Origin of the sequence: Enterobacter sp. BIDMC 26 (assembly GCF_000534435.1) — a bacterium.
GTDB lineage: Bacteria > Pseudomonadota > Gammaproteobacteria > Enterobacterales > Enterobacteriaceae > Enterobacter > Enterobacter ludwigii.
This window is the reverse complement of sequence record NZ_KI973182.1, coordinates 849851-861324: the sequence shown is the minus strand read 5'-3', so window position 1 is coordinate 861324 and position 11474 is coordinate 849851. Positions and strand designations below refer to the sequence as shown.

Here is an 11474-nt window from a genome sequence, read left to right as displayed (position 1 = left end):
TGAAAGAACCCGCTTTTCACTTTGCGTGCTTATCCTGGAGACAGGGTGTCGGTCTTGGTGTAGGGTTGGCTTCGAATGTAACCATTATGAGTCTTAGGGATAAGGCGAAAAGTCTGAGAATGCACAAAGTTATATGAGCTCAACACCTGTAGAACGTGAATATTTCCTCGACTCGATCCGGGCATGGCTGATGCTGTTGGGGATCCCCTTTCACATTTCACTGATTTACTCCAGCCACACCTGGCATGTGAATAGCCAGATGCCTTCCTGGTGGCTCACGCTGTTTAATGACTTTATCCATGCCTTTCGTATGCAGGTGTTTTTTGTCATATCCGGCTATTTCTCCTACATGCTGTTCTTACGCTACCCGGTAAAACGCTGGTGGAAAGTGCGCGTGGAGCGTGTGGGCATTCCGATGTTGACCGCCATTCCCCTGCTGACGTTGCCGCAGTTTATTATGTTGCAGTACGTCAAAGGCAAAGCGGAGAACTGGCCAAATCTGACGCTGTATGAAAAGTACAATACCCTGGTCTGGGAACTGGTGTCTCACCTGTGGTTCCTGCTGGTCCTGGTGGTGCTCACCACGGTCAGTCTGGTCATTTTCAGCCGCCTGCGCCATCGCCTGAGTACCCAGGCCGATACCTTCTTCGCCAATATTACGCTGGGTAAACTGTCTCTGCTCTTTTTGCTGCTGGGTATCGCCTATGCGGCCGTGAGACGCACGCTATTTATCGTGTATCCGCCGATACTGAGTGACGGGCTGTTCAATTTCGTCGTGATGCAGTCGCTGTTTTACATCCCCTTCTTTTTAGCCGGTGCGCTGGCATTTATTCATCCCAAACTTAAATCGCTGTTTACCACCCCGTCGCCATGGTGCGCCCTGGGTGCCGCTATCGCGTTTGCGGCCTATCTGTTAAATCAGCGCTATGGCAGCGGCGATGGCTGGATGTATGAAACAGAAAGCGTGATCACCATGCTGCTGGGTCTGTGGATGGTGAATGTGGTCTTCGCGCTGGGACACCGCTTGCTGAACTTTAAGTCCAGCCGCGTGACCTACTTCGTCAATGCTTCACTGTTTATTTACCTGGTGCACCACCCGCTGACGCTGTTCTTCGGCGCTTATATCACGCCACATATTGCGTCCAACACGCTGGGTTTCTTTACCGGACTGGTCTTTGTGATTGGGATTGCCATCGTGCTTTATGAAATCCATCTGCGGATCCCGCTCCTGCGTTTCCTCTTTTCAGGAAAACCACAGGCTAAAGCCTCATAAACAAACGCGGCGCACTCAGTGCGCCGCGTTTGTTTTAGCTCTCTACGTCCTGTCCACGCTGCGTGAGAAGCCGCTGATAAAGGTGTGTGGTTTCTTCGTCGAAACAGACAAAAATCACCTTCTCAGGCATCGGCTTGAGGGAGAGGTATCGGTAAACGGTCTCTACCGCGATCGTGGCAGCGGCAGGTTTTGGATATCCATATACCCCAGTGCTGATAGCCGGAAAAGCCATCGTCTTATAGCCGTTATCCGCTGCCAGGCGCAGGCAGTTGCGGTACGCCTCCTCCAGAATACTCGCCTCATGCCGATCGCCGCCATGCCATAGAGGCCCCACAGCGTGAATCACCGCTTTGGCAGGAAGATCTCCCGCGAGGGTAATCACCGCATGACCCGGAGGACATTCACCCTGCTGCTGACGCACAGCTTTACAGGCCTCAAGGAGCTGCGGTCCTGCAGCCCGGTGGATTGCGCCGTCAACACCGCCCCCGCCCATCAGTGATGGATTGGCCGCATTAACGATCACGTCGACGTGCATCGTCGTAATATCGCCATGAATGACTTCAATTTGCGGTTTCATACGTACCCTCTGCTACCCGCCTTTTTCTTAAGTGTATCGCAGAGGAGGTATGGATAAAAAACTATCGGGGAAAAACCTCTTCCGCCGGGGAGCGGAAGAGCAAGAATTAACGATACTGAATTTGAACAACCGCGAGCGTTTTTTCGGGATTAAGGTACTTCATGCTGAGAGTTGCGAGGCTGGAATCGTTGACCTGACCGTTAAGTACATCTTCATAGCTGACCCTGCGCGTTTGCATCCGATTATTATCCGGGCATGTCATTGCAAACGCGTCATGATGCGGTGTGACCACGCAGGGGTCTGCGACAATAGCGCCGCGAAAATGAATCACACCACCGTCGACAATCGTGGCTGAAAAAGCGGGAGTAATAAATGCAGAGAGGATCAAACCTAAACCATAAACCCGTCGGGCTAAATATTTGGTCACTATATGTACTCCTCAATGAAAGTCGTCCTTGAGGGGTAAACGCGCTCCGTTAGGGCAAACAAAGCATCACGTTATGGAACAGCACTGCACAGTTCCTGATAACAGCATAGCTCAACCGCGCACGCCCGCCATATCCACAACGTCTTGATTTCATAATCATTAGAGCGCACTTCCCGCCGGGGACCATTGCTGTGATAAATGAAGCGATTTCCCGTCAGAGACAGTGACAGTAATGTTCACCTTGTCTCCGGAATCTATATTTAAACTCAGCCGCATTAAATCAATCGTCTGATTAGCGGGAATAGAAAGTGTGTTTTGTTGCCGTGAAGAACTTTGCCCCCCCTGCCCCTGTCGCAAAGAGACAATCTGCACCTGACATTCACACGGTTCCGTCAGAATAACCTGCGGAATAATGGTGGTCATATTTCCCTGTTGCGATGTTTTAAACGTGATCTGACTGGAAAGCGCCGCGAGGAGAATTAAGGTATTCATGATGAACTCCCGAAAAAAAACAGGGCAAATGCCCTGTTTTTTGTAGCTCAGACTGGAAATTAATACTGATGTGCAGTCGCGTGGTTGCCAAAACCAACCTGCTGAACAGTCACAGTGGATCCGGATGCGGTTTGATCAACAGCAGCACCGTTGCCACCACCGTACTGGCTAACGTTCATCACCGAGTGGTTACCATTCCACTGGTCAAGCGTTGCGCTGTTACCGAAACCATTCTGAGTCAGACTAATTGAGCTGTCATCAGAGCCCTGACCAACGTCAGCACCGTTACCGCCGCCACTCTGATTAATGGTCAGTGTGGAATTTCTCGCACTGGTTTGCAAAGCGAGAGCCGAGTTACCGCCACCGTACTGGTAAATGCTCAGCGTTGAATTTGGACCACTGTCATGACCACCGTGGCCATGCCCGTTACCCCAACCGCCTTGATTAATACTACCGGCCATAGCACTACCAGAAACTACGATTGCTGCAATTGCTGCCACTTTGATAAATTTCATGGTAAACCCCCATCGGATTGATTAAAGTCGCCGCTAAATAACTAACGCTGAATAACGCGAATCGCCATTTGCGACTGTCTCTGCACTACAACTGCGGTTTTCTGCGTACCGTACTGCGTAATATTTGCTCTATTACCCGACCCTTTTTGGATAATTTTCGCACTATTACCATATCCATCTTGCGTAATACCTGCATCATTCGCGCTACCGCTCTGATCGATCCAGGCAATATTATAAGTCCCTGATTGATCAACTCTCGCTCTGTTGCCTGCTCCATCCTGAGAAACAATGGACAATAATTTTGACCCGTCCTGGCGAACCTGAGCATCATTTAACATGCCCTGCTGACCAATAATGGCTGCCTGATTTAATGATGAACGACTTAATTCATTAACCGTGAAGTTATATTCAGCGTTAGCCAAATCTGAATCAGCCGCGATTACAAATCCAGGCGCACCCAGTAATGTAAACATCATAAATAACGATGTATTTTTCATGTTGTCACCCTGGACCTGGCTATTTGATAACGCCATAACCTTGTTACTGTGACTTCGTGTTAGAACGACTCGTAATTTGTTAACGAGTCGTTACGGTGATGAGTATGTCTGCCGAAACATTTTAAATATCTCACCCACGTGGCTTATTTTTATTTATGACGTCACCTCAAAGTAGTAATTCCATGCAAAAAAACGTTATAGACCGGGGTTCTTATTTTTCTATTAAGCTTTTCTTAATAATCGATTGTGCGGCGGGACGAGAGGGGTAAAGCCCCCATGCAACGGACGCTAAACGAAACGCCAGGAGGACATTTTACACAACACGTGACACGAGACCTGTTTTCTTAAGACGCAGCACAGTTCATTCCAGGACTTAGAAAATCTCTGTGACTCATACCTCTTTACGGGCAGAAATAAATAACTAATATTCATAAAAATCAAACAATTATAAATATTTGTATGATTTTTAAAATCTGTGCAGGGTTATTTACATGTACAACTTTCTTATCATTCCACAACATTTAAAAGAGTCCATTTTCACAAATTAATATTGATTTTTACATCCTGTTACACGTTTAACACTTGCTTTAAAGTTAGTAATAGCTAGATTGAAATCAGATGTACGAAATTTGTTTTATATTTACCTCCTGCTGGAGGTTATGGTTTTTTTTCTTCACACAGCAGTGCAACATCTGTCAGTACTTCTGGGGTCCTCTTTTTTATCTGGAGGACCGCTGTCAGGTGTCATAAAAAAGTGGGGTTTCATCATGTATAATGAAGTCCAAAGTTTACATGGTCATACGTTACTGTTGATCACAAAACCTTCGTTGCAAGCGACCGCTTTATTACAACACTTAAAGCAATCGCTGTCTCTGCACGGGAAATTACATAATATTCAACGTTCTTTTGATGATATTGCACCTGGCAGTATCATTCTGATTGATATGATGGAAGCGGATAAAAAGCTTATCCATTACTGGCAAGATAATTTAAGCAGGAAAAACAATAATATCCGCGTGTTATTATTGAATACCCCTGATGAGTATCCCTTCAGAGATATTGAAAGCTGGCCGCATATCAATGGTGTGTTCTATATCACGGAAGAAGAAGATCGGCTGGTCGAAGGTCTGCAAGGTATATTGCGCGGCGAGTGTTATTTTTCGCAAAAACTTGCCAGCTACCTCATCACGCACTCCGGAAATTACCGCTATAACAGTTCAGAGTCAGCGCTGCTAACGCACCGTGAGAAAGAGATCCTGAACAAATTGCGCATTGGTGCTTCAAATATTGAAATCGCCCGTTCGTTATTTATCAGCGAAAATACGGTAAAGACGCACCTTTATAATCTTTTCAAGAAGATAGCTGTTAAGAACCGAACTCAGGCTGTTTCATGGGCAAACGATAACCTCAGGCGTTAATCAAATGAAACGCACATTGAGTTGGATCGCCGCAGCGAGTTTTATGCTCGCTGCCGGGAACGTACGGGCCGTCGAGGTCGAAGTTCCTGGATTGTTAACAGACCACACTGTCTCCTCGGTCGGGCACAATTTTTATCGTGCATTCAGTGACAAATGGGACAGTACATTTACTGGAAATATAACAATCAACGAACGGCCCAGTGCACGATGGGGAAGTTGGATAACAATAACGGCTAATCAGGACGTTATTTATCAAACATTTTTATTCCCCACGAAAATAGACTTCGATAAAAACGTAGCCTTAGCACTGGCTCAATCAGAAGATGCTATTAATCGCCTGCAAATTGATAAAGCGCTATTAAGCACCAGCGATTTAGCAAAAGACGAATTCTAGCGAACCTATATCCGGAGGCTGTCATGCGTATTGCATATGCAGTTGTTTCGATAATGCTAATAACCCCTATAAGCTGGGCCGGAAATATGACGTTCCAGTTCCGTAACCCTAACTTTGGCGGTAATCCCAATAATGGGGCGTTTCTGTTGAACGAAGCCCAGGCGCAAAACTCCTATAAGGATCCCAGCTTTAAGGATTTTAGCGTCGATACCCCATCGGCACTGGACAACTTCACGCAGGCTATCCAGTCGCAGATTTTGGGAGGGTTGCTGACCAACATTAATACCGGCAAACCCGGCCGAATGGTGACCAACGACTTCATTGTCGACATCGCCAACAAGGACGGACAACTCCAGTTGAACGTTACCGATCGAAAAACCGGGAAAACCTCCACCATTCAGGTTTCCGGTCTACAAAGTGATTCAACGAACTTTTAAACAACAACGAAATAAGGACAACGATCATGCAGCGCTTCCTGATATTTGTTGCAGTGTGCTTATTGAGCGGTTGTTTAACTGCTCCACCTAAAGAAGCTGCAAAACCAACATTAATGCCTCGGGCTCAAAGCTATCGTGATTTAACACATTTACCTGCGCCGACCGGTAAAATATTTGTCTCGGTTTACAACATTCAGGATGAAACGGGACAATTTAAACCTTATCCGGCAAGTAACTTCTCTACGGCAGTGCCACAGAGCGCCACCGCCATGCTGGTGACCGCCCTGAAGGATTCGCACTGGTTTATTCCTCTGGAACGTCAGGGTCTGCAGAACCTGTTAAATGAACGGAAAATTATTCGCGCTGCGCAGGAAAATGGCACCGTCGCGAATAATAACCGCATGCCGCTGGAATCACTGGCCGCGGCGAACGTCATGATCGAGGGATCGATTATTGGTTATGAAAGCAACGTTAAATCGGGTGGTGTGGGCGCGCGTTACTTTGGTATCGGTGCTGATACGCAATATCAGCTCGACCAAATCGCCGTAAACCTGCGTGTCGTCAACGTCAGCACGGGCGAAGTGCTCTCTTCGGTAACGACCAGCAAAACCATTCTTTCTTATGAAGTGCAGGCCGGGGTTTTCCGCTTCATCGATTACCAGCGTTTGCTGGAGGGTGAAATCGGGTATACCTCTAACGAACCGGTCATGATGTGTCTGATGTCAGCCATAGAAACCGGAGTAATCTTCCTGATTAATGATGGTATCGATCGTGGATTGTGGGACCTGCAGAACAAAGCAGAGGCGCAAAACCCGATACTGGTTAAATACCGCGATATGTCGGTGCCTCCGGAATCCTGACAGGAAGCGCATAAAAAAGGCGAGATCATCATCTCGCCTTTTTTTATTCGCTTACCGCAGTGATGTTTTGCGCTTTATCCCGTCTGGCGGCCAGCCAGAGGCCGCTGTTCTTCATGGCATAGCCAAACACCAACCCCAGCATTAGCGAGGGAAGCACCAGTGCCCAGTCCCCCTGCCCTGCAAACGTCGCGCATGCGCCCATAAAGGTACCGGGTACAAACGACAGCAGCATATGCTTTGCCTGGATACACATCAAAAACGCGACTACGCCGGTCATGATATAGCCCAGGATCTCCAGATGCGGGGCCAGCGCGCTGCCCTTCATAATCACGAGTGCCCAGATAACACCGCTCATCAGGGTACAGCCAGAGATAAAAAGCCCTTTTACGCCGCCCTGCGGGCAGGCAAAGTAGGCCGTACAGCCCAGAAACCCGGCCCAGCTGAGCAACCCGAGAGAGACCGCCACCCATCCCCATAGTCCGGAGAGAATGCCTGTCGTGAATGCGATACAAAGTAATATGTTCATGGCGCGCATCTTAGCAGAAGCGCGCCATGGAAATGAGATCAGATGCACATTCCGTGCAAGATGAAATGTATGGTTGCAGAATTTATGTGATCTAAATCACTCTTCATCCTCTTCTTCCAGCTCATCCCACATTGCCGCAATGGCGTCGCGGGTCAGCGGAGCCAGCGTTCTCCAGAACGGCGAGGTCGCATGTGCTTCAACTTTGCCGAGGAAAGTACCGCACCACGGCAGCAGATACGCTTCGAAGAGCGTTTCGATAGCCTCGTTCTCATCATCAGCGGCGTGATCTTCAATCCAGGATGCAGCCAGCAGCAACGTTCCGATATGGTCCGCAGGGATATCCGTCAGCGGCATTCCGCGTTCAGAGAGAAACGCGCGCACTTCCGCTTCCGTCGCCCCTTCCTGCCAGGCTGAACGGTACGGCGAAACGCGGCATTCGTCACCAATAAACAGTGCGTTGTAATCCGTTGAAATCTGCTGCATATCGCAACTTTTTTGCAGACGCTCCAGCAACTCATCCTGTTCCAGCGGCCAGTTTTGCGCCAGTTTCCCTTCACGAATCAGGGTAAAGAGTGGAACCAGCAGCGGGTCTTGCGGCTGACGATAGAACAGCGTACCCAGCACGCGGCAAAGGATGGAAAACTCATTCATTTTTTTATTCCATTACACAATTAAAGATCGGCAAATTCATCAATCGGATCCATTCCGCGTGACTCGAGGAAATCAAGCATGCGGCGTGGGGTAACGTTAAGGATCCTGTCTTCCGGGAAATCCACGTCATTCAGTATTTTCAGGCATTCACTAAAATCACCCAGCGTAAACGCGGTATGGGAATCGGAACCCAGCGCCACCATGCCACCGGCATCCCGCACTGCAGCTGCCACGGCGCGACAGTTTGCTTCACTGCCCTTACGCGAGTGAACAAAAGAAGAGTTATTGATCTCCAGCGCCACGCGGTGTTTCGCTGCCGCCTGGGCAACAGCCTCGATATCAATCGGGTATTTAGGATTACCCGGATGAGAAATAATGTGCACGTTGCCGCTGGCTATAGCAGCAATCATCGCTCGGGTGTTCGTCTCTTTATCCTGCGGCGCGAAAACCGGCTCATGGAAACCGGCAAGGATCAGATCCAGAGAGGTCAGCATCGGTCCGGTACAGTCGATTTCACCGTCTGTATTTTTAATGTTTGCCTCGATGCCGCGCAGTATCCCAATACCGTCCACCAGACGTGGCCAGATCCGCATATTCACAAAATGCCAGTAGTGCGGCGCATCTGCCATGTCCGGGCCGTGATCGGTAATCGCAAAAAGCGTAATGCCCTTGCGTTTCGCTTGCGCGATATAATCATGGAGGTTGCTATACGCGTGGGTACTGGCGACGGTGTGCATATGCAGGTCAACGGGATACATCTTTCTCTCCTCTGCGGTTTTTCCAAAGGATAGCAGTTATCTGCAGCGAATATTAGCAAAAACCCGGCTAACGCCGGGTTTCACTCAGTAGCCGCGCTGTCTGTCGACCTGTCCGGTTACCGGATGGCCCTGTTCCATCTCACTGATGGTGTGGGTAATATAGGCAACAGCTTCCGCCGGACGCGTGACCGCTGCAATGTGCGGCGTCATCGCCACACGCGGATGTGCCCACAGCGGGCTTTCGGCCGGTAACGGCTCGCGGCTGTACACATCCAGCATCGCCCCTTTCAGTTTTCCGCTGTTCAGCGCCTGAAGCAGATCGGACTCAACAAGGTGTACCCCGCGCGCCAGGTTCATTACGTAACTCTGGTCAGCCAGTTGATTAAGCAGTGCACCATTGATAATCCCCACCGTTTCGGCCGTATTTGGCAGCAGGTTGATGAGCACGCGTGTACCGTTCAGGAACGCAGGAAGCTCATCAGCGCCGGCAAAACTTTCTACGCCCGGATAATCCTTGCGGCTACGGCTCCAGCAGCGCAGTGGGAAGCCCCACGGGGCAAGTGCTTCAGCGACTTTTGAGCCGAGCACGCCAGCCCCGAGGATACCAATGGTAAAATCTTCTCGCTGATAATCCGGCAGCGGTTCCCAGTGGGATTGCTGTTTTAGTGCCTGATAGTCGTCGAAGCGGCGGAACCAGTGCAGCACCTGGCTGACGGCATACTCCTGCATTTGCTGGCCCATGCCGGTATCTTCCAGACGGAAAAGAGGGATCTCTTCCGGCAGCATTTCAGGGTGTGCTTTCAGTTTGCTCAGAATCGAATCCACGCCAGCGCCCAGTGCAAAAACGGCCTTCAGTTTACGGCCCTGGAGCATTTCTACCGGCGGATGCCAGACCAGCGCGTAGTCAGCATGTTCGTTATCACCACGTTTCCACTCACGCACGCGCGCCCCGGGCAATGCCGCCGAAAGTGCCTTAATCCAGTAAGCAGTATCAAAAGTGGGGTGATAGAAGATTATATCCATAGTCATTCCTGCCTTTTATTGCGCTGTTTTGTGTTCATTTTCAACTGGATTGCCAGCATAACAAATTTTTCCCGCCACCGCGTTGTTGATAAAAAAGGCGCTTTCAGCACATTTAAAAGCCATATTGACTGAAGTTTGTCTAAATGCACTGATTTACTGAAAAAGTGAGTTGACGCCAGTTCGGCTTTTCCTTACATTAGCGCCCGTCCCGGCAACAACGGGATGACAATATGGTGAGGTGTCCGAGTGGCTGAAGGAGCACGCCTGGAAAGTGTGTATACGGCAACGTATCGGGGGTTCGAATCCCCCCCTCACCGCCATATTCAAGATGAGAGCTCGTACGAAAGTACGGGCTTTTTTCTTTTATATTCCCCGGAAAGGGGGGATGAGAATCCCCGACCGGGGTTCGACAACGGGCGACAGCCAGTTGGACAGACTGAGCGCGCAGCGAACAGGCTGCCCGCAGGGCGAGCGAAGCGAGTCAATCCCCCCCTCACCGACATATTTAAGATGAGAGCTCGAACGAAAGTACGGGCTTTTTTCTTTTATATTCCCCGCCCATGCAGCATGAGGCCTTGTGTGGTGTAAGATCCTCACCCACGCTCCAGGGGAGAGGGAAAGATTAATCTTCCACCATTCGCGCATACTCTTCGGTAAGAAAATCCACCAGTGCCCTGACAGACGGGAGTAACCCGCGTCTTGAAGGATACACAGCATGAATCACCTCACGTCGTGGCTCCCAGGCATCAAGTACGCGAATGAGGTCCCCTGACGCAAGCTGATCTTTCACCATCAATATGGGCAACTGCACCACGCCGATACCCGCTATAGCCGCTTCACGCAACGCCAGCATATCGGTAGTGATCAGGCGAGGATGATAATGGATTTCCGCCTTCGCCCCTTCGGGTCCGCTCAGTTCCCATTTATGGATGTGTTTACCCTCGTTCGTGCTTAATCCGGGCCAGGCACTGAGTTCAGAGGGCACCAACGGTTTACCCATCCGCTGAATCAACGCCGGTGCGGCGACCAGACAATGTCCCCGGTCAGCCAGTACCCTTAACACCAGATCGCTGTCATCGAACGGACGCGGGCGCACACGGATCGCGACATCAATCCCCTCCCCCACCAGGTCTACCCGCCGGTTGGTTGCCTCAAGCTGCAGCGCGATCCCTGGATAGCGCGCCATAAATCTCGCCAGCATCGGGCCAACATGGACATGCAACAATGTTATCGGGCAGGTGATCCTGACAATACCGCGCGGCTCAGCCTGTAACGCGGCCACCGCCTCCTCAGCAGCTTCTGCTTCCACCATCATCGCTTTACAGTGCTGATAGAAGGTCTGGCCTACTTCTGTCACCGTAAACTGCCGCGTTGTGCGATGTATTAACCGCACGCCAAGCCGCTCTTCCAGCTGAGCTATCCGGCGACTTAGCCGGGACTTCGGCAAATCGAGCGCACGCCCCGCGGCAGCAAAACCACCGTAGTCGACCACCTTCACAAACCAGACGAAGTCATTGAGATCCTGCATAAATCCTCATCGTTCTATTTTCAGAACAGTGAATGCCATTTTCACTATCTACCGGGATATTAACGCTGAATATAAGCTAATTACATCAACAACGCTTC

The 11474-nt window shown here is 50.0% G+C and carries 15 protein-coding genes, 1 tRNA gene and 1 other RNA gene; 7 read left to right on the top strand and 10 right to left on the bottom strand.

Going from position 1 to position 11474, the window contains the following annotated elements; all coding sequences use genetic code 11:
* Window positions 1–133 precede the first annotated feature (133 nt).
* On the top strand, window positions 134–1273 hold the full coding sequence (gene mdoC / locus L462_RS19230) for a glucans biosynthesis protein MdoC (RefSeq protein ID WP_014169528.1): 1140 nt from the start codon (window positions 134–136) through the stop codon (window positions 1271–1273).
* 34 nt (window positions 1274–1307) lie between these two features.
* Here the strand turns inward: mdoC and ymdB are convergent, their stop codons facing one another.
* The 5 genes from ymdB to csgB all read right to left on the bottom strand — a co-directional run bounded on the left by ymdB (window position 1308) and on the right by csgB (window position 3781).
* Window positions 1308–1850: an O-acetyl-ADP-ribose deacetylase gene (gene ymdB, locus L462_RS19235; RefSeq protein ID WP_032677862.1), complete on the bottom strand. Its 543-nt coding sequence runs from the start codon at window positions 1848–1850 to the stop codon at window positions 1308–1310.
* A 106-nt stretch (window positions 1851–1956) separates the two neighbouring features.
* The gene (locus L462_RS19240; protein WP_014169526.1) at window positions 1957–2277 is read right to left on the bottom strand and encodes a fimbrial protein; all 321 of its coding nucleotides are present in this window, start codon (window positions 2275–2277) and stop codon (window positions 1957–1959) included.
* 159 nt (window positions 2278–2436) lie between these two features.
* A complete protein-coding gene (gene csgC / locus L462_RS19245; protein ID WP_032677861.1) occupies window positions 2437–2769 on the bottom strand; it encodes a curli assembly chaperone CsgC in 333 nt (110 codons plus the stop codon).
* Window positions 2770–2828: 59 nt separating this feature from the next.
* Entirely contained in the window at window positions 2829–3284 is a 456-nt protein-coding gene (gene csgA, locus L462_RS19250) for a curli major subunit CsgA (RefSeq protein WP_014169524.1), read from the bottom strand.
* Between the two features lie 41 nt (window positions 3285–3325).
* Window positions 3326–3781 (bottom strand): curli minor subunit CsgB, encoded by a 456-nt coding sequence (gene csgB, locus L462_RS19255; protein ID WP_020884698.1) that lies wholly within the window; start codon window positions 3779–3781, stop codon window positions 3326–3328.
* Window positions 3782–4548: 767 nt separating this feature from the next.
* Here csgB and csgD point away from each other — a divergent pair.
* From csgD to csgG, 4 genes are read left to right on the top strand one after another with little or no spacing between them, the layout of a single operon-like run.
* Window positions 4549–5199 (top strand): biofilm master transcriptional regulator CsgD, encoded by a 651-nt coding sequence (gene csgD, locus L462_RS19260; RefSeq protein ID WP_020884699.1) that lies wholly within the window; start codon window positions 4549–4551, stop codon window positions 5197–5199.
* 4 nt (window positions 5200–5203) lie between these two features.
* Entirely contained in the window at window positions 5204–5593 is a 390-nt protein-coding gene (csgE, locus tag L462_RS0123325; protein WP_020884700.1) for a curli production assembly/transport protein CsgE, read from the top strand.
* Between the two features lie 23 nt (window positions 5594–5616).
* Window positions 5617–6030 (top strand): curli production assembly/transport protein CsgF, encoded by a 414-nt coding sequence (gene csgF, locus L462_RS19265; protein WP_020884701.1) that lies wholly within the window; start codon window positions 5617–5619, stop codon window positions 6028–6030.
* 26 nt (window positions 6031–6056) lie between these two features.
* On the top strand, window positions 6057–6890 hold the full coding sequence (gene csgG / locus L462_RS19270) for a curli production assembly/transport protein CsgG (protein ID WP_014169519.1): 834 nt from the start codon (window positions 6057–6059) through the stop codon (window positions 6888–6890).
* A 43-nt stretch (window positions 6891–6933) separates the two neighbouring features.
* Here the strand turns inward: csgG and L462_RS19275 are convergent, their stop codons facing one another.
* The 4 genes from L462_RS19275 to ghrA form a co-directional block, all read right to left on the bottom strand.
* A complete protein-coding gene (locus L462_RS19275) occupies window positions 6934–7416 on the bottom strand; it encodes a DUF1097 domain-containing protein (RefSeq protein WP_074176885.1) in 483 nt (160 codons plus the stop codon).
* Between the two features lie 96 nt (window positions 7417–7512).
* Window positions 7513–8067 (bottom strand): TorD/DmsD family molecular chaperone, encoded by a 555-nt coding sequence (locus L462_RS19280; protein WP_032677859.1) that lies wholly within the window; start codon window positions 8065–8067, stop codon window positions 7513–7515.
* Between the two features lie 20 nt (window positions 8068–8087).
* On the bottom strand, window positions 8088–8825 hold the full coding sequence (locus L462_RS19285; protein ID WP_014169516.1) for a phosphatase: 738 nt from the start codon (window positions 8823–8825) through the stop codon (window positions 8088–8090).
* Between the two features lie 84 nt (window positions 8826–8909).
* The gene (gene ghrA, locus L462_RS19290) at window positions 8910–9848 is read right to left on the bottom strand and encodes a glyoxylate/hydroxypyruvate reductase GhrA (RefSeq protein ID WP_020884704.1); all 939 of its coding nucleotides are present in this window, start codon (window positions 9846–9848) and stop codon (window positions 8910–8912) included.
* 232 nt (window positions 9849–10080) lie between these two features.
* Between ghrA and L462_RS19295 the strand changes: the two genes are divergently transcribed.
* Both L462_RS19295 and L462_RS24165 read left to right on the top strand, forming a co-directional pair.
* Window positions 10081–10168 (top strand) — tRNA-Ser (locus L462_RS19295).
* Between the two features lie 44 nt (window positions 10169–10212).
* A non-coding RNA gene (locus L462_RS24165) (RtT sRNA) lies at window positions 10213–10350 on the top strand.
* 120 nt (window positions 10351–10470) lie between these two features.
* Here L462_RS24165 and L462_RS19300 read toward each other — a convergent pair.
* A complete protein-coding gene (locus L462_RS19300; RefSeq protein WP_025204476.1) occupies window positions 10471–11376 on the bottom strand; it encodes a LysR family transcriptional regulator in 906 nt (301 codons plus the stop codon).
* Window positions 11377–11474 lie beyond the last annotated feature (98 nt).